Source organism: Sphingobium sp. TomTYG74 (genome assembly GCF_055393875.1).
On the sequence record NZ_AP027341.1, the window covers coordinates 569779 to 590666 of the forward strand.

Annotated in this window: 23 protein-coding genes and 1 pseudogene; 11 read left to right on the forward strand and 13 right to left on the reverse strand. The window is 61.7% G+C overall.

What is annotated here, in order from left to right:
• Nucleotides 1–32 precede the first annotated feature (32 nt).
• Nucleotides 33–248, forward strand: coding sequence for a hypothetical protein (locus ACZ5TB_RS02960; RefSeq protein ID WP_464791954.1), 216 nt, complete (start codon nucleotides 33–35; stop codon nucleotides 246–248).
• Between the two features lie 569 nt (nucleotides 249–817).
• On the opposite strand, the gene purQ is transcribed toward ACZ5TB_RS02960, so the two are convergent.
• The gene (gene purQ, locus ACZ5TB_RS02965) at nucleotides 818–1492 is read right to left on the reverse strand and encodes a phosphoribosylformylglycinamidine synthase subunit PurQ (protein WP_464779302.1); all 675 of its coding nucleotides are present in this window, start codon (nucleotides 1490–1492) and stop codon (nucleotides 818–820) included.
• Nucleotides 1493–1495: 3 nt separating this feature from the next.
• Complete coding sequence (purS, locus tag ACZ5TB_RS02970; protein ID WP_097091917.1) at nucleotides 1496–1729, reverse strand: phosphoribosylformylglycinamidine synthase subunit PurS; 234 nt, start codon at nucleotides 1727–1729, stop codon at nucleotides 1496–1498.
• A gap of 126 nt (nucleotides 1730–1855) precedes the next feature.
• Here purS and ACZ5TB_RS02975 point away from each other — a divergent pair, with 126 nt between their 5' ends.
• Together ACZ5TB_RS02975 and ACZ5TB_RS02980 are read left to right on the forward strand one after the other, a co-directional pair.
• Nucleotides 1856–2005 (forward strand): hypothetical protein, encoded by a 150-nt coding sequence (locus tag ACZ5TB_RS02975; protein WP_464791955.1) that lies wholly within the window; start codon nucleotides 1856–1858, stop codon nucleotides 2003–2005.
• A gap of 53 nt (nucleotides 2006–2058) precedes the next feature.
• A pseudogene (locus ACZ5TB_RS02980) lies at nucleotides 2059–2809 on the forward strand (sulfite exporter TauE/SafE family protein).
• A 67-nt stretch (nucleotides 2810–2876) separates the two neighbouring features.
• On the opposite strand, the gene purC reads toward ACZ5TB_RS02980, so the two are convergent.
• From purC to otsB, 4 genes are all read right to left on the reverse strand, one after another.
• Nucleotides 2877–3659 (reverse strand): phosphoribosylaminoimidazolesuccinocarboxamide synthase, encoded by a 783-nt coding sequence (gene purC, locus ACZ5TB_RS02985; RefSeq protein WP_464791956.1) that lies wholly within the window; start codon nucleotides 3657–3659, stop codon nucleotides 2877–2879.
• 176 nt (nucleotides 3660–3835) lie between these two features.
• Nucleotides 3836–5242 (reverse strand): alpha,alpha-trehalose-phosphate synthase (UDP-forming), encoded by a 1407-nt coding sequence (gene otsA, locus ACZ5TB_RS02990; protein ID WP_464791957.1) that lies wholly within the window; start codon nucleotides 5240–5242, stop codon nucleotides 3836–3838.
• Nucleotides 5239–6963, reverse strand: a complete 1725-nt coding sequence (locus tag ACZ5TB_RS02995) for a glycoside hydrolase family 15 protein (RefSeq protein ID WP_464791958.1) — start codon at nucleotides 6961–6963, stop codon at nucleotides 5239–5241. The genes otsA and ACZ5TB_RS02995 overlap by 4 nt, the downstream gene beginning before the upstream one ends.
• A gap of 153 nt (nucleotides 6964–7116) precedes the next feature.
• The gene (gene otsB, locus ACZ5TB_RS03000) at nucleotides 7117–7881 is read right to left on the reverse strand and encodes a trehalose-phosphatase (protein ID WP_464791959.1); all 765 of its coding nucleotides are present in this window, start codon (nucleotides 7879–7881) and stop codon (nucleotides 7117–7119) included.
• Nucleotides 7882–7996: 115 nt separating this feature from the next.
• Between otsB and parC the strand changes: the two genes are divergently transcribed.
• Together parC and ACZ5TB_RS03010 are read left to right on the forward strand one after the other, a co-directional pair.
• Complete coding sequence (gene parC, locus ACZ5TB_RS03005; protein ID WP_464779307.1) at nucleotides 7997–10285, forward strand: DNA topoisomerase IV subunit A; 2289 nt, start codon at nucleotides 7997–7999, stop codon at nucleotides 10283–10285.
• Between the two features lie 219 nt (nucleotides 10286–10504).
• On the forward strand, nucleotides 10505–12121 hold the full coding sequence (locus ACZ5TB_RS03010; RefSeq protein ID WP_464792472.1) for a putative bifunctional diguanylate cyclase/phosphodiesterase: 1617 nt from the start codon (nucleotides 10505–10507) through the stop codon (nucleotides 12119–12121).
• Here ACZ5TB_RS03010 and ACZ5TB_RS03015 read toward each other — a convergent pair.
• The 4 genes from ACZ5TB_RS03015 to ACZ5TB_RS03030 are packed head-to-tail and all read right to left on the reverse strand — an operon-like array spanning nucleotide 12085 to nucleotide 15013.
• Nucleotides 12085–13296, reverse strand: coding sequence for a CCA tRNA nucleotidyltransferase (locus ACZ5TB_RS03015; protein ID WP_464779309.1), 1212 nt, complete (start codon nucleotides 13294–13296; stop codon nucleotides 12085–12087). The genes ACZ5TB_RS03010 and ACZ5TB_RS03015 overlap by 37 nt on opposite strands.
• Nucleotides 13277–13888, reverse strand: a complete 612-nt coding sequence (locus ACZ5TB_RS03020) for a CoA pyrophosphatase (RefSeq protein WP_464779310.1) — start codon at nucleotides 13886–13888, stop codon at nucleotides 13277–13279. The genes ACZ5TB_RS03015 and ACZ5TB_RS03020 overlap by 20 nt, the downstream gene beginning before the upstream one ends.
• Nucleotides 13885–14451 (reverse strand): DUF1285 domain-containing protein, encoded by a 567-nt coding sequence (locus tag ACZ5TB_RS03025; RefSeq protein WP_464791960.1) that lies wholly within the window; start codon nucleotides 14449–14451, stop codon nucleotides 13885–13887. The genes ACZ5TB_RS03020 and ACZ5TB_RS03025 overlap by 4 nt, the downstream gene beginning before the upstream one ends.
• A 43-nt stretch (nucleotides 14452–14494) precedes the next feature.
• Entirely contained in the window at nucleotides 14495–15013 is a 519-nt protein-coding gene (locus tag ACZ5TB_RS03030; RefSeq protein ID WP_464791961.1) for a GNAT family N-acetyltransferase, read from the reverse strand.
• Nucleotides 15014–15123: 110 nt separating this feature from the next.
• On the opposite strand from ACZ5TB_RS03030, the gene ACZ5TB_RS03035 reads away from it, so the two are divergent.
• The gene (locus ACZ5TB_RS03035; protein WP_464788538.1) at nucleotides 15124–15507 is read left to right on the forward strand and encodes a dihydroneopterin aldolase; all 384 of its coding nucleotides are present in this window, start codon (nucleotides 15124–15126) and stop codon (nucleotides 15505–15507) included.
• Nucleotides 15508–15519: 12 nt separating this feature from the next.
• Here ACZ5TB_RS03035 and ACZ5TB_RS03040 read toward each other — a convergent pair whose 3' ends face one another.
• Complete coding sequence (locus ACZ5TB_RS03040; RefSeq protein WP_464792473.1) at nucleotides 15520–16416, reverse strand: isopenicillin N synthase family dioxygenase; 897 nt, start codon at nucleotides 16414–16416, stop codon at nucleotides 15520–15522.
• A gap of 123 nt (nucleotides 16417–16539) precedes the next feature.
• Here ACZ5TB_RS03040 and ACZ5TB_RS03045 point away from each other — a divergent pair, with 123 nt between their 5' ends.
• Both ACZ5TB_RS03045 and ACZ5TB_RS03050 read left to right on the forward strand, forming a co-directional pair.
• Nucleotides 16540–16947 carry an EVE domain-containing protein gene (locus ACZ5TB_RS03045; protein ID WP_464791962.1) on the forward strand — a complete coding sequence of 136 codons (408 nt, stop codon included), beginning with the start codon at nucleotides 16540–16542 and terminating at the stop codon, nucleotides 16945–16947.
• Between the two features lie 134 nt (nucleotides 16948–17081).
• Nucleotides 17082–17384, forward strand: a complete 303-nt coding sequence (locus tag ACZ5TB_RS03050) for a hypothetical protein (protein ID WP_464791963.1) — start codon at nucleotides 17082–17084, stop codon at nucleotides 17382–17384.
• A gap of 68 nt (nucleotides 17385–17452) precedes the next feature.
• Here ACZ5TB_RS03050 and ACZ5TB_RS03055 read toward each other — a convergent pair whose 3' ends face one another.
• Complete coding sequence (locus ACZ5TB_RS03055) at nucleotides 17453–17755, reverse strand: glycine zipper 2TM domain-containing protein (RefSeq protein WP_464779314.1); 303 nt, start codon at nucleotides 17753–17755, stop codon at nucleotides 17453–17455.
• A 323-nt stretch (nucleotides 17756–18078) separates the two neighbouring features.
• Here ACZ5TB_RS03055 and ACZ5TB_RS03060 point away from each other — a divergent pair, with 323 nt between their 5' ends.
• The 3 genes from ACZ5TB_RS03060 (at nucleotide 18079) to ACZ5TB_RS03070 (ending at nucleotide 20472) form a co-directional block, all read left to right on the forward strand.
• On the forward strand, nucleotides 18079–18708 hold the full coding sequence (locus ACZ5TB_RS03060; protein ID WP_464772497.1) for a class I SAM-dependent methyltransferase: 630 nt from the start codon (nucleotides 18079–18081) through the stop codon (nucleotides 18706–18708).
• 64 nt (nucleotides 18709–18772) lie between these two features.
• The gene (locus tag ACZ5TB_RS03065) at nucleotides 18773–19705 is read left to right on the forward strand and encodes an ABC transporter ATP-binding protein (RefSeq protein ID WP_464791964.1); all 933 of its coding nucleotides are present in this window, start codon (nucleotides 18773–18775) and stop codon (nucleotides 19703–19705) included.
• Complete coding sequence (locus ACZ5TB_RS03070) at nucleotides 19702–20472, forward strand: ABC transporter permease (RefSeq protein ID WP_464791965.1); 771 nt, start codon at nucleotides 19702–19704, stop codon at nucleotides 20470–20472. Before ACZ5TB_RS03065 ends, ACZ5TB_RS03070 begins: the two co-directional genes overlap by 4 nt.
• Before the next feature lie 34 nt (nucleotides 20473–20506).
• Here the strand turns inward: ACZ5TB_RS03070 and ACZ5TB_RS03075 are convergent, their stop codons facing one another.
• Nucleotides 20507–20827, reverse strand: coding sequence for a hypothetical protein (locus ACZ5TB_RS03075; protein ID WP_449473214.1), 321 nt, complete (start codon nucleotides 20825–20827; stop codon nucleotides 20507–20509).
• Nucleotides 20828–20888: the final 61 nt, after the last annotated feature.

A 20888-nucleotide genomic window follows, 5' to 3' on the forward strand; every position in this document is an offset into this window, starting at 1 on the left:
TCGCGCTCCCGCTTGCCTGCTGAGGTGTGCCCATGGAAGACCTGAATAATCTACTGGAAAATGAACAAATCGAGCTTTTAAAAGAGCAGGAGGCAACGTGTATTTTTGCGCGTTCCGCTCATCGATTTCGTGCCGGGAGCTATGCCCGGCGCATTCGTGCACATGACTATCCTTACAGATCAGGCCCGGTGAATAGTGGAAAAGCTTTTGCCCCATATCCGTTTGGCGGCGAAGGACAACATTCATGAGTCGGGTTGTCAACACGACGGCGAGCGTGGCTGAGATCGAGAAGATTTGCGCCACGCACAGTTTTCGCATTTCAACGATAGAAACCTTGGCGTCGGGTGGTTCGAGAGTGGTTTTGCTTGACGGAAGGGACGCCGAACAAGTTCGCCTGTTGTTAAAGAATAAGATTCTTACCGGCGAGATTAAGCGCTCGGCCGCTCACGTCTCGCGCCAACCTCCTGCATCCTACAGGTCACGGTAATGCAGCAAATCATAAACTTACAACGCCGACAACAACTGGCAGAATGTAGTGCGGCAGGTGCAATCTGCGAGATGGACCGGCAGCAACATGATGCCCTCGCTCGTGCTTACGAGAAGATCATCGCGGTCTTGAAACGTGACCGCTTTGAAGCAGGCGGTCGCCGCGTCAGAAGGGCGTGAACTGGTCGTAAGGCGACAGTCCCAATCTCGTTGCCAGCGTAAGTTGATGGCGTTCTGCCCGGCCTCCTGAGATCCCAGCGTGCGCTGGGATGACGGGTGTTGGGTGGTTGGATCAGGGACCTGGGCGTGGAGGAGGGTAGCGCGCGCCGGGTCAGGCGCGGGCCATTAGTCCCTCTACCAGACCTTCGAACAGGCGGCGGCCGTCTGTTTTGCCGTGGGCGGGTTCGATTACGCGTTCGGGGTGGGGCATCATGCCCAGTACATTGCCAGCTTCATTGAGGATGCCGGCGATGTTGCGGGCGGAGCCGTTGACGGCTTCGGCATAGCGTAACGCAACGCGGCCTTCCCCTTCGAGGCGGTCGAGCGTGGCGGCGTCGGCGAAGTAGTTGCCGTCATGATGGGCGACGGGATAGGTCACTGTCTCTCCAGCGGCATAGCGGCTGGTAAAGGCGCTCTGGGCGTTCTCGACGGTCAACGCGACATCGCGGCAGACGAAATGGCCGCCTGCGTTGCGCAGCAGGGCGCCGGGGAGCAGGCCGCTTTCGGTCAGTACCTGGAAGCCGTTGCAGATGCCGAGCACATAGGTGCCGCGCTCGGCCGCCTTCGCGACGGCCTGCATGACGGGCGATCGCGCCGCCATTGCGCCGGAGCGGAGATAGTCGCCATAGGAGAAGCCGCCGGGCACGCCGATCAGGTCGATTCCTTCGGGCAATTCGGTGTCGCGATGCCAGACCATGATCGGCTTTTCACCGATCACCGCCTCGAAAGCCACGGCGAGGTCGCGGTCGCAATTGCTGCCGGGGAAGACGATGACGGCGCTCTTCATGGCTCAGGCCACCTTTTCGATGCGGTAGTTTTCGATCACCGTGTTGGCGAGCAGCTTGCGGCACATGGCATCGATATCATCGTCGCTGGTGCCATCGGCAAGGTCGAGCTCAATGAGCTTGCCCGCGCGCACGTCATTGACGCCCGAGAAGCCCAGACCGTCGAGTGCGTGGTGAATCGCCTTGCCCTGCGGGTCGAGAACCCCGCCCTTTAGGGTGACGAAGATGCGGGCTTTCATGAGGCCAAAAACTCCGTGGATTGCTATGGCGCACCCCCTAGTCCCCTGCGCCGCGCCAAGCAAGGCATTATCCCTTTATTAGCGAGACAGCGCCATGGTCGCGGGACGGGATAGAGGGTTTTGAATATGGCTGGTCTTGCACTGGCGATGTTTGTGGGGCTTTTCGCCTTTGGGCAGCAGATCGTCGGCTATGACGGTCCGCATGGGCGTGTTCAGCTGGCGCTGCTTGCTACCTTCGCCTTCGGTGTCCTGATCGGATATCGGGCAAGCGCCTGAGCTTAACTGGAAAAGCTGTTCGCTTCGGCGGTCCTCTGCTTTAGGGCGGGGCGATGAGCGGCGATTATCTCTATTATGCATGCGCGATCGTGGCGGTGATCCTTTCTGGCCTCGCCAAGGGTGGTTTTGCCGGGGCAGGGGCGCTGGCCATGCCGATCATGGCGCTGGGCATCGATCCGGTGCGGGCGGCGGCGATCATGCTGCCTATCCTCATATTACAAGATGCGGTGAGCGTGTGGTCGTTCCGGCATAGCTGGGATCGGCACATATTGAAGGTGATGATGCCGGGCATGGTTGTCGGCGTGGGGCTGGGTTACCTGTTCGCTGCGCGAGTGCCGGAGACTGCTGTGCTGGGGGCGCTGGGTTTCATTTCGACGCTTTTTGGCGCGCAGAGGCTGTGGGTTGAACGGGGCGGGAAGGTTGTTTTGCCGTCCAGTTCGCCGAACTGGGTCGGGACGTTGTTGGGCGTCGCGAGCGGCTTTACCAGCCAGATCGCCCATGCGGGCGCGCCGCCATTTCAGATGTGGGTGATGCCCAAGCGTCTGGCGCGTGACGTGCTGATCGGCACCACCGCCATCGCTTTTGCCATGATGAACTGGATCAAGGTGCCCGCTTATGCGGCGTTGGGGCAGTTTACGCGGGCCAATTTGATGGCGACGGCGATGCTGGCGCCGGTGGCCATTGGAGCGACCTATGCGGGGGTTGTACTGGCTCAAGGTTGATCCGGCGCGATTCTATACGCTGATCTATGTGTTGATGGTGCTGTTGGGGATGAAGCTGATGGTGGATGCGGTGGTGGGGTAGGGGGTTTTCCCCTCCACCGCCTTTGGCGGTCCCCCTCCCCATCTGCGATGGGGAGGATTTGAAACGGTCAGTCTTTGCTGCGCTTCTTGCGGTGGGTGTCGAGGTCGAGCACCGTCGTGTCCGCGCCTTCGGGCAGCAGCCCCAACCGGCGGGCGACTTCCTGATAGGCTTCGACTTCGCCGCCAAGGTCGCGGCGGAAGCGGTCCTTGTCCAGCTTTTCGCCGGTGTTCATGTCCCACAGGCGGCAGCCGTCGGGGCTGATTTCATCGGCCAGGATGACGCGGCTATAGTCGCCGTCCCACAAGCGGCCGAACTCCAGCTTGAAGTCGACAAGGCGGATGCCGATGGCGGCGAACAGGCCGCACATGAAGTCGTTGATGCGGATCGCCATGTCGGCGATGTCGTGCATCTCTTCCTGCGTGGCCCAGCCGAAGCAGGCGATATGTTCTTCGGACACGAGCGGGTCGCCCAGCGCGTCATCCTTGTAGCAATATTCGATCAGCGTGCGGGGCAGCTGCGTGCCTTCCTCGATCCCCAGCTTCTTGCTGAGCGATCCAGCGGCGACATTGCGCACCACGACCTCGATCGGCACGATCTCGACTTGGCGGACCAACTGCTCGCGCATGTTGAGGCGGCGGATGAAGTGGGTCGGCACGCCGATCTGGCCGAGCAGGGTGAAGATATGCTCGGAAATGCGGTTGTTGAGCACGCCCTTGCCGGAAATCGTGCCCTTCTTCTGCGCGTTGAAGGCGGTCGCGTCATCTTTGAAATATTGGATGATCGTGCCGGGCTCAGGGCCTTCATAAAGGATCTTTGCCTTGCCTTCGTATATCTGGCGGCGACGGGCCATGCGCGTTCCTGTCTTCCCAAGAAAAGAATGTGCCCCGGCAACGCGAATCGAAGAGGATCAGCGGGTGCCGGGGCTGCTGGGCTGGCCCATAGACCAAAGCAGGCGGGGGTGCAATTAGCGCGCTGATCTGGCGGCGAACTGTCGTGGGTCCAATGGCTTCGTTCGGCGGGGTCGGCTCAGTGTGCGATTTCGACGTCGGCTGTTTGCTCATCGTCGCGGTGGACCGCCGTCAGCCGTTCGGTGAAGCAGCGGCGCCACCAGCTGATGTCCTGTTCCTCGACGCAGTCCATCATCGAACGCCAGCGGCGCTTGCGTTCATCGAGCGGCATGGCGAGGGCGCGGTTGATCGCGTCGGACATCTCCTCTGGGCTGTAGGGGTTGATGAGGAGCGCGTCCTTGAGCTGGGTCGCGGCGCCAGCGAAGCGGGAGAGGATGAGGACGCCGGGGTCGGTCGGGTCCTGCGCGGCGACATATTCCTTGGCGACGAGGTTCATGCCGTCGCGCAGCGGGGTGACGAGGCCGATCCGTGCGGCGCGGTAGATGCCCGCCAGCTTGTCGCGCGGATAGCCCTGGTTCACGTAACGGATCGGGGTCCAGTCCACGTCGCTATATTCGCCGTTGATGCGCCCGGCGGTGGCGTCGAGCGTCGATCGGATGTGTTGATAGCTTTCCACTTCCCCCCGTGACGGCGGGGCGATCTGCGTCAGGACCACCTTACGATGATGTTCGGGATGGTCCTTGAGGAAGCGGGCATAGCCGCTGAATCTTTCCTCCAGCCCTTTGCTGTAGTCGAGCCGGTCTACGCCCACGATCATGGAGCGATCCTGCAACGATCGGCGGACCTGTTCGAACATCTTTTTCGCGGGCTCGCTGACGGCGGCCTGGGAAAATTCCTGCGCGTTGATGCCGATGGGGCAGGCGATCGCCTGGATCGTGCGGTCACCCAGCGTGACGAAGTCGCCATTTACCGTCCCGTTCATCTCCCGCTCCACATAGTGGCGGAAGGATTCGAGCCATTCTTCGGTATGAAAACCGATGACGTCATAGGCGAACAGGGTCTGCACCAGCTTGGTATGGTGGGGCAGCGACACAAGCAGACGGGTGGGCGGCCATGGGATGTGGAGGAAGAAGCCCATCCGGTTGTTATGCCCCTTGTCCCGCAACATCTGGCCGAGCGGGATCATGTGATAATCCTGCACCCAGATGATGTCTTCGGGCTCGATCAGGGGGCTGGTCGTGTCGGCGAAGCGGTGGTTTACCCGGTTATAGCCGCCTTCGAAATCGCGAGCATATTCGGCCAGATCGATGCGGAAATGGAAAAGCGGCCAAAGCGTCTTGTTGGCATAGCCGTTATAATATTCGTCGACGTCCTGCTCTTCGAGGTCGATCGTTGCCGTCTTGACGCCTTCATCTTCGGAAAAGCCGATATGGCCGGTGAAATTTTCGGTGATTTCGCCGGACCAGCCTACCCAGATGCCCCGGCTTTCCCGCAGCGCTTGCGACAAGGCGACGGCAAGGCCGCCCTGATTGCCGGATTTGTTGGGTCTGCTGACTCGGTTGGAAATGACTATCAGGCGGCTCATCGCATCACGCTCCACGGCTTGCTCAGCAGAACGGCGCAATTGATGATGCCGACCAATGAGTAGGTCTGGGGATAATTGCCCCATAATTCCCCTGTCGCGGGATCGATATCCTCCGACAGCAGCCCGGCGGCGGTGCGGCGGGACAGCATTTCTTCAAACAACAGCCGCGCTTCTTCCGTGCGGCCGGTGCGATGCAAGGCTTCGATCAGCCAGAAGGTGCAGACGTTGAAGGCGGTGACGGGCTCGCCAAAATCGTCGGGCGCGCTGTAGCGCAGCATGTCGTTGCCGCGCCGAAGGTCCTTTTCGAGCGCCTTCAGCGTACCGACGAACATCGGATTGTCGGCAGTCAGGAAGCGCAGGTCCAGAAGCTGAAGCAGCGAGGCGTCGCGGGCGTCATCCTCGAAATTGGCGGAGATGGCGTTGCTGCCAATGCGCCAGGCCGATTGCAGGATGCGCGCCTTCATGATTTCGGCCCGTTCGCGCCAATAAACCTCCCGCTCGGGCAGGTCCAGCGCGGCGGCGGCATGGGCGAGGCGGTCGCAGGCGGCCCAGCACATGACGGCGCTGTAGCTGTGCACATGGGCGCGGGTGCGCAGTTCCCACAGGCCAGCGTCGGGCTGGTCATAGACCGACCATGCGCGTTCGCCGACTGCTTCCAAGGATTCGAAGTCGGACATGCCCGCCATGCGGAGCAGGCGCTGGTCGATGAAGCCCTGAACCGATGACAGGACGATCTGGCCATAGGCGTCATGCTGAATCTGGGAGTAGGCGGCGTTGCCTACGCGAACCGGCCCCATGCCGCGATAGCCCGGAAGGTTCTGCGCCTCGCGCTCCTCCAGCGTGGCGTTGCCGCGCACGTCATAGAGCGGCTGGATATGGCCGCCCTTTGCGCCGTCGACGATGTTGCGGAGGTAGACGAGGTAGCTTTCCAACACGTCGAGCGCGCCGAGGCGGTTCAGTGCCTCCACGGTATAATAAGCATCGCGTATCCAGCAGTAGCGGTAATCCCAGTTGCGGCCTGAATCGGCATGTTCCGGAATGCTGGTGGTCAGCGCCGCGACGATCGCGCCGGTTTCCTCATGCTGGCAAAGCTTGAGCGTGATGGCCGAGCGAATGACCGCTTCCTGCCATTCGGCGGGAATGGCGAGGCCGCGCACCCAGACCTGCCATTCATGGATGGTGTCGTCCAGCATGCGCTCCACTTCTGGGCGAAGCGCATCCGAAAAGCTTTCGTCCGGCCCGAGGAAGAAGTGCATGTCATGTTCGAGCCGGAACCAGCTTTCCTGGGAAATGAGGCCGATGGGCGCGTTGGTCGACATGCGCATCGCCATATAGGACAGGACGAGGCGGATATGGTTTGAGCCGTAGCTGATCGGCACGCTTTCCGAATTCCAGGACGTGGTCGGGCGAAGCCGCACGCGGATGCGGGGGCTGCCTGCCACAGGCCTGACGATCCGCGCGAATGCCACCGGGCGGTACATGCGGCCCATATGGCGATGGCGCGGGCAGAAGTCGTAAAGCTCTATGGCATTGCCGTGATCGTCGGTCAGGCGGGTCACGAGGATGGGCGTGTTGCGGATATAATGTTGTTCGACGCTGACGCAATTTTCCAGCTCGATCGCCCAGAAACCGCGCGCTTCCGGGGCGTCCCAGTTCTTGTCGTCGAGAAGAGCGGAAAAGACGGGGTCCCCGTCCACGCGGGGCACGCACGCCCATATCATCCGCCCTGCGCGATCGACCAGCGCGGATGCCTGGCAATTGCCGATGGGCCAGAGATCGAGAGTGCGTTCGTTTCCGGCGGAATGCGTTGTACTGGTCCTGACTATCGGTCTGCCCCCCTGGCTTATTCGAGCGGAGGGGGCGCCAGCCATGGCTCAGCCGGGCCTGACGACCCCCCGCGCGAGATAATGCCTGACGGCGGCAACCTGTTCCAAAGAGAATGCGGCGAGTGTCGTCCGGGGCGGGCCAACCAGAATGCCCGCGCCGCCCAGTTCGGTGGCGGCGGCAAAGCCTTCCTCATCCGTGACATCGTCGCCGATGAAGAGCGGACGCCCCCCCGCCATGGGAGTGCGGGCCATCAGCGTGTGGACCGCGCTGCCCTTGTCCGCGCCGCCGGGGCGCAGTTCGAACAGCATCTTGCCCGGTTGCACGGCGAGACCAAGTTTGGCAGCGAGCTCGCTGGCCAGTTCGCCCGCCTGCTTGCCCCATTGAGGGGCGCCACGGAAGTGCAGGCCGACGCTGATCGATTTGCGTTCGACCAATATGCCGGGCTTACCCTCCGCAAAGCTGTGGAAGGCCGCTTCGGCATCATCGACCGCCGGGCGACGAGGGGCGGCTTCGACCTGTTCGCCGGGTTGAGCGAATTCCAGCCCGTGCGTTCCGGCGAGCAGGAAGTTGGCGAAGCCGAGATCGCGCAAGGTGACGATCGACCGGCCGCTGACGATTGCCAGACGGCCTTGCAGCACATCGCGCAGTTCGCCCAGGAGGGTGAGCAGATCGCCATCCACGACCACGCCGTCGGGTGTGGCGGCGATCGGCGCGAGGGTGCCGTCAAAGTCGAGAAACAGCGCCGCGCCGGTCAGCAGCGAGGCAGGCGGCGGCGGGAGGGTGATGACAGGAGGTGGGTTGGAATCGGACACGGGCGCAAATTGGCGCCTGGCGGCGAATGTGCAAGCCCCGGAGGCGAAGGAGGTGAATTTTTCGGGGCTGTAATCCCCGTTTCCGTTTTGTCGTTGCGCTGCTATTCCGATCCCGATGACCGATTTTCGCGACCCGTTCGACGCTATCAAGGATCACCCGTTCGACGAAGCGCTGTCCCAGCGCTACCTCGTCTATGCGCTTTCCACGATCACGGCGCGGTCGCTGCCGGACCTGCGCGATGGATTGAAGCCGGTGCATCGGCGTCTGCTGTGGGCGATGCGGCTGCTGAAGATGGAGCCGGGCGGGGCGTCGCCGGATGTGCTGGTCGCCAATCCGGCGCGTAACACGACGTCCTACAAGAAATGTGCGCGCGTCGTGGGCGACGTGATCGGCAAATATCACCCGCATGGCGATACGTCGGTCTATGATGCCATGGTGCGATTGGCGCAGGATTTCTCGCTGCGCACGCCTCTGGTCGATGGGCAGGGGAATTTCGGCAATATCGACGGCGATAACGCGGCGGCCATGCGCTATACCGAGGCGCGGCTGACGCAGGCGGCGGCCGACCTGATGGCCGGGCTGGACGAGGGAACGGTCGAGTTCAGGCCTACCTATAATGGCGAGGATGAAGAGCCGGAGGTCTTTCCGGGCCTTTTCCCCAACCTGCTGGCAAATGGCGCAAGCGGCATCGCGGTCGGCATGGCGACCAGCATTCCGCCGCATAACGTGTCCGAGTTGATCGATGCGGCGAGCCTGCTGATCGAGAATCCGGATGCTGAACATGCGGAGCTGATGCAGATCGTGCGCGGGCCGGACTTTCCGACGGGCGGCGTGCTGGTGGACAATGCTGCTATCATTTCCGAGGCTTATGCGACGGGGCGAGGGTCTTTCCGTACGCGCGCGCGCTGGCACAAGGAAGATGGTGGGCGCGGGACATGGGTGGCGGTGGTCACGCAAATCCCTTTCCAAGTGCAGAAGTCGAAGCTGATCGAGCAGATCGCGGCGCTGATCAACGACAAGAAGCTGCCGATATTGGCGGATGTGCGGGACGAGAGCGACGCGGAGATCCGCATTGTCCTGGAACCGCGTGCGCGGACGGTCGATTCCGATGTGCTGATGGACAGCCTGTTCCGGCTGACTGACCTGGAGAACCGCTTTCCGCTGAACCTCAACGTGCTAGACGCGAGCCGGACGCCGCGCGTTCTGGGGCTGAAGCCGGTGTTGATCGAGTGGCTGAAGCACCAGATTGACGTGCTGGTGCGGCGCGCGCAGCATCGGCTGGACAAGATCGCCGCGCGGGTCGAACTGCTCGACGGCTATATCATCGCTTATCTGAACCTCGACCGGGTGATCGAGATCATCCGGACAGAGGATGAACCCAAGGCAGTGATGATGGAGGAGTTTGGGCTGAACGACCGGCAGGCCGAAGCCATCCTCAACATGCGGCTGCGTTCCTTGCGCAAGCTGGAGGAGATGGAGCTGCGGCGCGAGCATGCGGAGCTGCTTAAGGAGCGGGATGAGCTGACCAAGCTGGTCGAGAGCCCCACTCGTCAGCGCAACCGGTTGAAGAAGGATCTGGTTGAGCTACGCAAGCGCTATTCGCCAGAGAGCGATATCGGCAGGCGGCGGACTTTGGTGGAGGAAGCGGCGCCCGCGCGTGAAATTCCTTTGGAGGCGATGATCGAGCGCGAGCCGATCACCGTGATCCTGTCGGAGCGCGGCTGGATACGGGCGATGAGCGGTCATCGCGACCTTTCTTCGGCGGACACGTTGAAGTTCAAGGAAGGCGACGGGCCGAAAATCGCTTTCCATGCGCAGACGACCGACAAGCTGCTGCTGGCGACGGCGAGCGGGCGCATATTTACGCTGGGGGCGGACAAGTTGCCGGGCGGCCGCGGATTTGGCGATCCGGTGCGGTCGCTGGTCGATATGGATGATCAGGGCGACATCGTGACGCTGTTTCCTGCGAAGACAGGAAGTGAATTGTTGTTGGCGGCGTCGGACGGCAGGGGCTTTGTCGCGGCGGTCGCGGATGTCATTGCCGAGACGCGCAAGGGCAAGCAGGTGGTCAATGTGCGGCCGGGCTCTCGCCTGACGGTGGTCCACGTCATTGGGGCAGAGGCTGACAGCGTCGCCGTGGTCGGTGAGAATCGCAAGCTGCTGGTGTTCCCGCTGGTCGAAATGCCGCGCATGTCGCGCGGGCAGGGCGTGCAGATGCAGCGTTATCGCGATGGCGGCCTCTCGGATGCCGTCACGTTCCGTATGAGCGAGGGCCTGAGCTGGGCGATGGGCGGAGGAAGCGGGCGCACCCGAACCGAGGCTGACATGACGCCGTGGCGCGTGGCGCGTGGGGCGGCCGGGCGGATGCCGCCGGTCGGCTTCCCGCGAGACAACCGATTTTGACGATCGCGTAACAAGCCGCATATCTACTTGAAATTACATCGGGTCATTTCCTGAAAATTTACCACTGGTATCTAATCCGGTGGCATGAAAACCGTGCCAGCGCGTATTCGGCCAGATCAAAGGCTGGACGACAACCTCCTCGCGAGGTTCGAGCGCACGCATCTGCGCTGCCTGGCGGAGATGGAGCATTGGTTGGAGGCGGTGCCCCACGCCGCAGCCATGTTGTGCTTTAAAGACAACGACTTGTCGATCGTTGCTGTTAACAAGACTTTTTATCACAGCTTCCTGGACAGGGGCGATACCGGCGCCGAGTTGCCCTATTGCAAGGACTGGCGCGAACGGATCATCGAGGTTGCGCTTTCGGAAAGCGTCTCCGCCACGTTTGAATTGCGGCGTGATGGTCCTTTGGGGCCGGAATATTTCTCCTGCACCGCCGGACTGCTCCCTTCGACAGACGAAGCGGCGCACCTCATTCTCTTCACAGCGCTGGACCGCACTAGCGATCGCGTGACCGAACGGAATCTGCGTCGCGAGCTGTTGTCCGACGGGCTGACCGCGCTGCCGAACCGGACGGGTTTTGGCGAAGAGATCGATGACCGGCTGCGCAATTCTCCATGGCCGAGCAATTCGCAGTTCGGGATCATCGCGATCGATCTCAGCCGATTTAGCCGGGTTAACGAATCGCTGGGGCCGATGGCGGGCGACGAACTGCTGATCACGGTTGCCAAGCGTTTGAAGTCGAGCCTGCGGCAGGGCGATGTTCTGGCGCGAATCGGCGGCAATGACTTTGCGATCTTCGCACGACTTAACAAGGGTTTGTCAGACTGCCTTCAGATCGTTCAGAGGGTCAGGGACGCGCTCAGCTCGCCGATCCGCCTCAGTGATCTACAGATCCGTGTGGATTGCGCGATCGGATGTGCTCTGTCGACCAGCCTGGACGATGACCCCGACGATGTGGTCCGCAAGGCGCAGGCGGCGGTGAAGATCGCCAAGCGTAGCGGCAAGGTGGAAATCTACCGCAACGGCGTGCTGAAGGAAGCGCAGCGGCGTTTTTCCATTGAGAGCCGCCTGCGCACCGCGTTGACACAGGGTGAGCTTACATTGGCATATCAGCCGCTCATCCAGTTGCAGACGGGGGAGATTACCGGATTTGAAGCGCTCGCCCGGTGGAATGACCCCGAACTGGGCCATGTTTCCCCGTGCGAATTCATTGCCGTGGCCGAGGAAAGCGGCCTCATCACGCCTCTCGGCCGTTGGGCGGCCTATGAGGCGGCGCAGGCGCTGAGCCGGTGGGACGCGAAATTCGGACAGGCAATGCCGGTCGGGGTCAATGTGAACCTGTCGCCGATCCAGATGGCGCGGGATGATGTGGCGTCGATGTTCGAGGAAGCGTTGCGCTATTCAGGCGTGTCGGGCAAGCGGCTGACCGTCGAACTGACGGAAAGCGCGATCATCGCCGATCCGGACAAGGCGCGGAAACTGCTGGTCGCGTTGAAGGACCTGCAAATGCCGATCGCCATGGACGATTTCGGCACGGGCTATTCCAACCTTGCCAGCTTGCACAGCCTGCCGATCGACATTTTGAAGATCGATCGCAGCTTTGTGACCAACATGCTGGACGACAAGGACAAGCAGGCGATCGTCCGCACCATCCTGTCGCTCGCCGAATCGTTGAACCTGCATGTCACCGCCGAAGGGGTTGAGACGCAGGAACTGGCTCATGCGCTACAATCCATGGGGTGCAGCCACGGGCAGGGCTTTTACTTCGCGCGCCCCATGCCCGAAAATGACGCGTTCGATTATTGGCGCGCGCGCTGGAATTTCGAAACGGTCTGATCCGCGATCTGGTCAACCCGGCTCGCTTCCGGGAAACCTTCTTCTACCCAGATACGCTGCACCTCGCCCAGAGCCTTGGCGACTTCGGGGCCGGGCGGAAGGCCGCGCGCGATCAAGGCGCCTCCGCCGATCGGGAGTTGCGGCGGGGTCCAGCCTTCGAGCGAGGCGATGCTGTCGAGGGGTGCCATGGGATCGAGCAGGATGCGATCGATTGCACCTTCGACGCCGATGGTGAAGGCGAGCGCCTTGAGCGATGGGGCAGCCTTATGGGGCTCCAGCGCGAGGACGAGGCGTTTTCGTGCCTTGTTGGACAGTTTGAGACGGGCACCCACGGCATCAGCGGTGCGCGCGTCAGGGGGGAGCAGGGCTGCCAGGCGGCGCAGTGCTGCGTACGGAATGCCAGCGTCGGCTTCACGCGCGATCAACTGCCCCAATCGAGCAAGTCCGTCCTTGTCGATCTCCGGAAGAACGGGAGCGAGGATGCCGCCTTCGATCATCAATTGGAGCGAGGCGAAAGGATCGGGGAGAGCGAGCAGCTTCATTAGCTCATCAGCGATACGCTCGCGCGACAGAGCCATCAGGCTGTTGGCGGCAGTGCGGCAGGCGGCATAAGCTTGCTCATCCGGTGTGTCGCGACCGAAACGGGCGAGGAAGCGGAAATAGCGCAGGATTCGTAGATGATCCTCCGCGATCCGCTCGGCCGCGCTGCCGATGAAGCGGACGCGGCCTGCTGCCAGGTCATCAACGCCGCCGAAAAAGTCCGTCACTTCATGGGTATAGGGATCGGCGTACAGCGCATTGATGGTGAAATCGCGACGGGCAGCATCTTCCCGCCAATCAGTGGTGTAGGCGATGGTCGCGCGGCGGCCGTCCGTGCTGACGTCGCGGCGCAGGGTGGTGATTTCGACCGGCCAGCCCGCGATGACCGCCGTGATAGTGCCATGGTCTATGCCGGTGGGCACGGCCTTGATCCCCGCGGCTTTCAGGCGCTCGACGACGTCTTGCGGCTCCAGCGCTGTGGCGATGTCCAGATCATTGACGGGAAGTCCCAGCAGGCCGTCGCGCACCGCGCCGCCGACATAGCGGGCAAGACCCTGTTCCGCCCCCAGCGCGGCGAGCAGGCCGTCAAGGCCGGGCCGGTGGCGCCAGTCGGCGTCAGGCAAATAGGCGGTCAAGATCAAGCCTCCGCGACAGGTTGGCGAGTATCGCGGCGGTGATGCCCCAGATACGATGGTTATTCCACATTATTTCATAATAGTGCCGCTCAACTCCTTCAAACTGCACGGCATGTTTGATCCGGTTCGCGGGGTCGAGCGCAAAAGAGAGGGGCAGTTCAAACCAATCGGCGACCTCGTTCGCTTGCGGCATAAGAGGCAGGTCGGGCGGGATGACGCCCAGCACGGGCACGATGTCGAAGCCGGTGAAGGTGTGGTAGCGGTCGGTCGTGCCGATGACATCCACGATGTCAGGGGGCAGCCCGATTTCTTCGTGCGCCTCCCGCAGCGCTCCGGCGATCTCGCTGGCGTCTTCCCGATCGACGCGACCGCCCGGAAAAGCGATCTGCCCCGCATGCTTGCGCAGGGAAGCCGCACGTTCGGTGAGGATGAGGCCGGGTTCCGGTCGGTCAGTGATGGCGACGAGCACGGCGGCGGGCGCAAGAACGAGTTCGCCGTCGATGCGGGGATCGCGTGTGTCCGACGGCGTGATCCCGACTTCGCGCGCATGTCCCTCGGCAAGCGCGGCGCGGATCCGGTCTGCCAAGGTCATGCGGAGCCGTCCAATGGGTAGAAGGCGCCATTGCTCCAGAGGCCGACCGGGTCGCTTGCTTCGTCCAGCGCGAGGTTCATCAATTCATAATAGACGCTGCGGTTGACCAGTGCCTCAAGCCCGCCACGTACGTGGAGATAGGGATGCGGGCCATCGGCCGTTTCCCGGATGACGAGCGGGTTTTCGGGGCCTGCGGGGATGAGGTCGCCTGTGTTGAGGCGAAAGGCGAGAGCGCGGTTGCGGCCTTCACTCTCGCTCTTCAGCTCGACGGCGAGGAAGGGGGCATCCTCGACTTCGATCGATAGCTTTTCTGCCGGTGTTACAAGCACATAAGAGCCGTCCTTTTCACGCCGCAGGATCGTCGAGAAGAGGCGCACCATGGCCTCGCGGCCGATCGGCGAGCCCTGATGAAACCATGTGCCGTCGCGGGCGATGCGCATTTCGCTGTCGCCGCAATGGTCGGGGTTCCACTTTTCGACGGGCGGCAGCCGCTTTTCCTCGGCCAGACGGGCTATGTCGGCCAGGGACAGGCTGGCAAGATCAGGTGTCGGGTCCATCGGCATGGCGTCGAGATAGGATCGCGCGGCGCCGAAGGCAAAAGGGAAATCACAGTGGCACGGTGATTCGCGGTCCAAGCATCCCTTCGCCGCCGATCGCGGCTCCATCGACCGAAAGAGCGAGCAGCCGCCGCGCCTCATAGGGGCCGGGGCAGGTCCAGCCGCCCGTGGATGCAGCGGAAAAGCCCCAGAAGCGGCCATAATATTCAGGATCGCCGATCATCATCAGCGGATCGCTATGGTGGGCGCGAGCGGCATTGACGACCGCATCCATGAGCGCGCGGCCGTGGCCGGTGCGTTGGAGGGTGGGGGACACAGCGACAGGGCCGACCATGATGAGCGGCGTCTGCGTTCCGTCGGCATGGGTGAGCGCCACCGGCCAGCTTTGGAGCGAACCGGCCAGCTCGCCATGTTCATCCATCATGCCGAAGGACAGCTCAGGCACCCAGGGCATGCCGTCGCGGATCAGATAGGCGGTGCGGCCGTGCCTGTCGGGGCCAAAGGCGGCGTCGAGCAGTTGCTCAATCGCCTCTTCCGCCACGATGTTGAGGGGCACAATATGAGACACGTCTTGCCGATCCGCCGTCAATGGCGCATGGACCGCGCCGGAGCGGCGGGATTAACGCCTGTTCCGCAAAATTAAAGTCTATTCTGGCCATCGCCAGCAGCAGGAAAGCCATGGACCGCGGATTTGACGATTTTCTGACGCTGGAGGTCAATCATCTGGACGTCGATGTCCTGACGGGCATCTATTCGGAAGAAACCCATTTGCCGCAGCCGCTGCGCATATCCATCCGCGCGCGGTTGAAGGTCGCCGATCATTATGAGCTGGATACGCCGCTATCCCGTTCGAAAAATTACATGGACCTGAAGCATGCCGCTACCAGCGCGTTGCCGGAAGGGCAGCATTTCACGCTGATCGAGGCCGTGGCCGACCATATCATCGACACCATCTTCCTTCAGGATGACAAGGTGCTGCATGTCGAGGTGAAGATCATCAAGCTGGCGCTGAGCGAGAAGGGTGAGGAAATCGGCATTACGCTGGGTCGGTGGCGTAAGTGAGCTGACGGGCGTTCAGCCCTTCACCAGTCCGATCTCGCGCAGGCGCTCGGTCAGATAGTCGTGCGCGGTGATGGGCGGATCGCGGCGGGGATGGTCTGCATCCACGCATTGCGGCAGCGGTTCGATCAGGAAATCCGGACTCAGGTGCAGGAAGAAGGGCATGGAATAGCGCGCGACGCCGCGCCGTTCCGGCGGAGGATTGACGACGCGGTGGCTGGTTGATCGCAGGCGGTAGTTGGTCAGGCGCTGGAGCATGTCGCCGACATTGATTGCCAGCGCGCCGGGTGGAGGTATGACGGGGAGCCAATTGCCCTGGCGGTCCTTCATCTCCAGGCCGCCTTCCTCGGCGCCGAGTAGCAGGGTGATGAGGTTGATGTCCTCATGCGCGCCTGCGCGGATGCCGGGGGCTTCGGGCGAAACAGGCGGGTAGTGGAGCAGGCGCAGGATCGAATTGCCGTTTTCGGTGGCTTCGTCGAACCAATGTTCGGGCAAGTCGAGATAGAGGGCGATCGCGGCAAGAAGCTGGGCGCCTATGCGGTCGAACTCTGCATAAAGACGGCTTAAAGTGGATTGAAATTCCGGTATTTCTTCGGGCCAGATGTTTGGCGGCATGGTGGCGCCCAAGGGGTGTCCTGCGGGTAGGTCGCGGCCGACATGCCAGAATTCCTTGAGGTCATTCTCGCTCGCGCCCTTGGCGATTTCCCGGCCGAACGCCGTGTAGCCCCGCTGGCCGCCGTTGCTGCTGGCATCGTAGCGGCGCTTCACATCATCAGGTAGGCCAAAGAAGGCGCGGGCGAGCCTCCAGCCATCGTTGATCAGGGCGGCGTCCATGCCGTGGTCCTTCACCATGGCGAAGCCGAATTGCCGGAACGAATCGCCGAGCGCCGTTGCAAAATCCGGTTTTGCCATCGCGGTGAGGGACAGCAGTGGAACCTGTTCCAGCGGTGCGTGCGGCAAGTTTCGGCTTTCCTTCTGTCAATTGGCGCCGTCCGATCCTTGATCGGCCCAAGCGGCTGATGCAAGGAGGCGATCATGAACTATTGGCTCATGAAATCGGAACCCGATGCCTTTTCCTATGACGACCTGGTCAGGAAAGGGAAGGCCGAGTGGGATGGTGTTCGCAACCATGCCGCCCAGCTTCACATGAAGGCTATGCGCAAGGGCGACCTGTCCTTCTTTTACCACAGCAATATCGGCGTTGAAGCGGTCGGCATCATGGAGATTGTCGAGGAGGCCGCGCCCGACAGCACCGACGAAAGCGGCAAGTGGATCGCGGTGCATGTCGCACCCAAGGAAAAGCTGAAAAAGCCCGTCACGCTGAAGGCGATGAAGGCGGACCCGGCGCTGGCCGACATGGTGATGCTGCGGCAATCGCGCCTGTCGGTGTGCCCTCTGACCGAGGCGCAGTTCCGTCACATCGTGGCGATGTCGAAGGCTTGATGCATGGCCGGTTGCGCCAGGCGCAACTGGTGATCCGCCTTTTGCGATTGCGCGCATGTGTCTGGCCCATAGGTTCGACACCAACAGAACAGAAATGCAGAGGTGTTTGATCGGCATTCACAAGGAGAAAACCTATGCGAATGCTGTCGAAATTCATTCTTACCGGTGCAGTCGGCACTGTCGCCGCTGCCGCTGCCGCTGCCGCTGCCCTTGCCCCCGCCCATGCGGAAGAAGGCAAGCAGCGCTTCACCCACGAAGGCTACACCTATGTCTATCAGGTGAAGGATACAAAGACGGGTCGGCTCGTGTCGGGCCGCCGTTATCCGGATGCCGTTGCGTTTAACCTGGCGATCAAGAACGGCAAGGTGTCCGGCGTGTCTGGCGGCCGACCGGTTGCGTTTAAGGTCGATGAGGCTCGCGGAGCCTCCTCAGAGTAAGTGGCGGTACTTTAGGGATGTGCAAAGGGCGGCTTCCAGTCGGGAGCCGCCCCTTTATTTGTCGCAGATTAGCGGCAGCGGCGCTTGCTGTCGATTTCCTTGCCCAGCAGCGCGCCGCCAGCAGCGCCCAGGATCGTGCCGGTAGCGCGATCGCCGCGGGTGTCGATCGCGCGGCCGAGCAGTGCACCGCCTACGCCGCCGACGATAAGGCCGGTCGTTCCGTCCGATTTGCGGCAATATGTCCGTCCGTCGCGGCCACGCCATTCGCGATAGTGGTGATGCTTCCGGGCGCTGGCCCCATCGGTCGGGACCGCCATGGACACGGGGATGGCCATCGAAAGGGCCGACAGGGCGATAATGGCTTTGCGCATAATTCTCCTCCGAAACAATGATTTGCTGCTGAACCCGCTAATATTGGAGGAGGTTGCATGAACCTGCGGCAACGAGGTAAACGGTTGATTATATAAGATTATTTTTACATTTATAATCTGAGGCAGGATGTTGAGCCGATCACCTTCAGGATGATCTTGCATGTCTGCTCTGGGGAGCACCTGGGTCGGCTACGGCCAGAATCGCGGCGAGTGCCGCACAAGTGAAAAATTTGCCATCTAAAGACATGTTAAACCCAATCGACGGCGCGCGTCAGGCTCGCTAAGGGGAGTCGCGATGACATGTTCCTGGTCACCTTTCGCTCATGCATGATAAGTCCAAACGTGGCCGGGCAGTCGCCATGCCCCGGAGCGAATTCCGGGCGCGGGCGACGGAATATCTGGATTTCCTGGCCGCCTGGGTGAAGAAGCCGCGCCAAACCGCTTCGGTGGTGCCGAGCAGTCGCTATCTTGCGCGGTTGATGGTGGCGCATATCGACCCGCTGGATGGCCGGGTGATGGAATTGGGCGGCGGGACTGGCGTGTTCACCCGCGCGATCCTGCAGACGGGCCTGCCGCCGGAAAAGCTGGAGGTGGTGGAGATCAATCCCGCGTTCGCGCGCGGGTTGCGGCGGCACTTTCCGCATGTGTCGGTGCTGGAAACGCCAGCGCAGATCGTATCGACGGCGGCGGCAGGTGAGCCGGGGCAATATCAGACGGTGATAAGCGGCCTTCCGCTGCTGGCGATGGACCGCCATGTGCATGCCGACATTCTGTCCGAAGCGTTCCGCATGCTGCGGCCGGGCGGCAGCTTTATCCAGTTCACCTATTCAACGCGGCCGCCGGTCAGTCGTGACGTGCTGCATGCGCTGGACCTGGAAGTCGCGCGCGTGGGACAGACGGTTCGCAATTTTCCGCCCGCAACAGTGTTCCGCTTTCATCGCCAGGGCGAATAGGCCGGTTGCGCTTGAACCCGGCGCCCCTATCTTGGCGTGCAGATAAAAAGGGGCTTTTGCGCGCATGGCGTCCATCATTACCGTTTCCGGGCTGACGAAAAGCTACGCATCGGGTTTTCAGGCACTTAAGGGCATCGATCTGGAGATTGAGGAGGGCGAGATTTTCGCCCTGCTAGGCCCTAATGGCGCGGGCAAGACGACGATGATCTCCATCATCTGCGGCAATGTACGGCCCAGCGGTGGGACAGTGACCGTCGCCGGGCATGACATCGTACGCGACTATCGCGGATCGCGCTCGGCTATCGGGTTGGTGCCGCAGGAGTTACATACCGACGCGTTCGAACGGGTGATCGACACGGTGCGCTTTTCACGGGGACTGTTCGGCAAGCCGCGCAACGATGCCCATATCGAAAAGGTGCTGCGCGACCTGTCGCTTTGGGACAAGCGCAACAACAAGATGCTCGAACTTTCAGGCGGTATGAAGCGGCGGGTGATGATCGCCAAGGCGCTGAGCCATGAGCCGCGCGTGCTGTTTCTGGACGAACCAACCGCTGGCGTGGACGTTGAGCTGCGCCGGGACATGTGGAAGCTGATCGGCGAGCTGCGGCAGACCGGGGTGACCATCATCCTGACCACCCATTATATCGAGGAGGCCGAGGAAATGGCCGATCGGGTGGGCGTGATCAACAATGGGGAGCTGATCCTGGTCGAGGAAAAGACGGCGCTGATGAAGAAGCTGGGCAAGAAGAGCCTGACCGTGGCGCTTAACCAGCCGCTGCACCAGCTTCCGGCGGAACTCAGCCAATGGGATCTGTCGCTCAAGTCCGAAGGCCATGAGATCGAATATGTGTTCGACACGCGCGCCGAGCGTACCGGCGTGTCGTCACTGTTGCGGACGCTGGGCGACCTGGGCATCGGCTATAAGGACCTCAACACGCAGCAGAGCAGCCTAGAGGATATTTTCGTCAGCCTGGTCCATCAGGAGAAGGCGGCATGAGCGGGTTTAATTATCGGGCGATCTGGTCGATCTACAAATTTGAACTGCACCGGTTCAGCCGCACATTGCTGACCGGGTTGCTGGTGCCGGTGATCACGACTTCGCTCTATTTCGTGGTGTTTGGCGGCGCGATCGGGTCGCGGATGACGCAGATTGACGGCATCGATTATGCGGCGTTCATCGTGCCCGGGCTCATCATGATGTCGATGTTCACCGAAAGCATCTTCAACGCGAGCTTCGGCATCTATATGCCCAAATTCGCGGGCACCATTTACGAGCTGCTTTCAGCGCCCGTATCGGCGACGGAAACGGTGATCGCCTATGTCGGCGCGGCGGCGACCAAGGCGTTGAGCGTGGGCATGATCATATTCGTGACGGCGCATCTGTTCGTCGATGTCCATGTCGAGCATCCGGTTGCCATGGTGGCGTTCATGGTGCTGATCGCGGTCAGCTTCTGCCTGTTCGGATTCATACTGGGCATCTGGGCGCAGAGTTTTGAGCAATTGCAGGTTATCCCGCTGCTGCTGATCATGCCCATGACCTTTCTGGGTGGCGCTTTCTATTCGGTGCATATGCTGCCCGAGCCGTGGCGCACGGTGACGCTGTTCAACCCGATCGTCTATCTGGTGTCGGGATTCCGCTGGACCTTTTTCGGCCGGGGCGATGTGGGGATCGAGTTCAGCCTGCTGTTCATCGCCGCGATGCTGGCGGTGTGCCTGGCGGTTATCGGATGGGTATTCCGTACCGGCTATCGGCTGAAGAAATGAAAGGAGCGGCCCGCCCGGACCGCTCCCTCGGTTCTCAGGCGGCTGCGCTTTCGGGCGCGACGGCGAAGAGGGTCACGCCCTTATATTTGTCGTCGGTCTCATTATAGAGGCCGTACATCGCCTCGAACGTCTCATCGAGCACGGTGACGTCGTTGAGGCCCGCCAGCTTGAATGTGCCAAGCTTCAGTTCGCGTGGCGGACCGCCTTCGCGTTCCACCGTCACGGCGTCGATGAACATCTCATCATGGCGCGTGTAAAGGATGTGGGGCGCCAGCTTGACGACCAATTTATTGTAGGTCGCCTTCAGGCATTTCTGAAGCGCGATGGCTTCGAAAATGGTCGTCGGGGCAGTCATGATTTTCGTCATTACCGATTCGCAGGCTGTCTTCAATTGCTTTGTGCGCCGCAATATCGAC

Bases quoted from the DNA above. Each gene is read 5' to 3' on its own strand.
- otsA (WP_464791957.1), bottom strand. From the start codon at position 5,242: ATGAGCCGCCTGATAGTCATTTCCAACCGAGTCAGCAGACCCAACAAA.
- ACZ5TB_RS03055 (WP_464779314.1), bottom strand. From the start codon at position 17,755: ATGCGCAAAGCCATTATCGCCCTGTCGGCCCTTTCGATGGCCATCCCC.
- ACZ5TB_RS03045 (WP_464791962.1), top strand. From the start codon at position 16,540: ATGAACTATTGGCTCATGAAATCGGAACCCGATGCCTTTTCCTATGAC.
- purC (WP_464791956.1), bottom strand. From the start codon at position 3,659: ATGGCCCGTCGCCGCCAGATATACGAAGGCAAGGCAAAGATCCTTTAT.
- ACZ5TB_RS03075 (WP_449473214.1), bottom strand. From the start codon at position 20,827: ATGACTGCCCCGACGACCATTTTCGAAGCCATCGCGCTTCAGAAATGC.
- ACZ5TB_RS03070 (WP_464791965.1), top strand. From the start codon at position 19,702: ATGAGCGGGTTTAATTATCGGGCGATCTGGTCGATCTACAAATTTGAA.
- ACZ5TB_RS03040 (WP_464792473.1), bottom strand. From the start codon at position 16,416: ATGGCAAAACCGGATTTTGCAACGGCGCTCGGCGATTCGTTCCGGCAA.
- ACZ5TB_RS02995 (WP_464791958.1), bottom strand. From the start codon at position 6,963: ATGATATGGGCGTGCGTGCCCCGCGTGGACGGGGACCCCGTCTTTTCC.
- ACZ5TB_RS02960 (WP_464791954.1), top strand. From the start codon at position 33: ATGGAAGACCTGAATAATCTACTGGAAAATGAACAAATCGAGCTTTTA.
- ACZ5TB_RS03025 (WP_464791960.1), bottom strand. From the start codon at position 14,451: ATGCCGATGGACCCGACACCTGATCTTGCCAGCCTGTCCCTGGCCGAC.
- parC (WP_464779307.1), top strand. From the start codon at position 7,997: ATGACCGATTTTCGCGACCCGTTCGACGCTATCAAGGATCACCCGTTC.
- ACZ5TB_RS03060 (WP_464772497.1), top strand. From the start codon at position 18,079: ATGCATGATAAGTCCAAACGTGGCCGGGCAGTCGCCATGCCCCGGAGC.
- ACZ5TB_RS03065 (WP_464791964.1), top strand. From the start codon at position 18,773: ATGGCGTCCATCATTACCGTTTCCGGGCTGACGAAAAGCTACGCATCG.
- ACZ5TB_RS03010 (WP_464792472.1), top strand. From the start codon at position 10,505: ATGTTGTGCTTTAAAGACAACGACTTGTCGATCGTTGCTGTTAACAAG.
- purQ (WP_464779302.1), bottom strand. From the start codon at position 1,492: ATGAAGAGCGCCGTCATCGTCTTCCCCGGCAGCAATTGCGACCGCGAC.
- ACZ5TB_RS03020 (WP_464779310.1), bottom strand. From the start codon at position 13,888: ATGACCTTGGCAGACCGGATCCGCGCCGCGCTTGCCGAGGGACATGCG.
- purS (WP_097091917.1), bottom strand. From the start codon at position 1,729: ATGAAAGCCCGCATCTTCGTCACCCTAAAGGGCGGGGTTCTCGACCCG.
- ACZ5TB_RS02975 (WP_464791955.1), top strand. From the start codon at position 1,856: ATGGCTGGTCTTGCACTGGCGATGTTTGTGGGGCTTTTCGCCTTTGGG.
- ACZ5TB_RS03050 (WP_464791963.1), top strand. From the start codon at position 17,082: ATGCGAATGCTGTCGAAATTCATTCTTACCGGTGCAGTCGGCACTGTC.
- ACZ5TB_RS03035 (WP_464788538.1), top strand. From the start codon at position 15,124: ATGGACCGCGGATTTGACGATTTTCTGACGCTGGAGGTCAATCATCTG.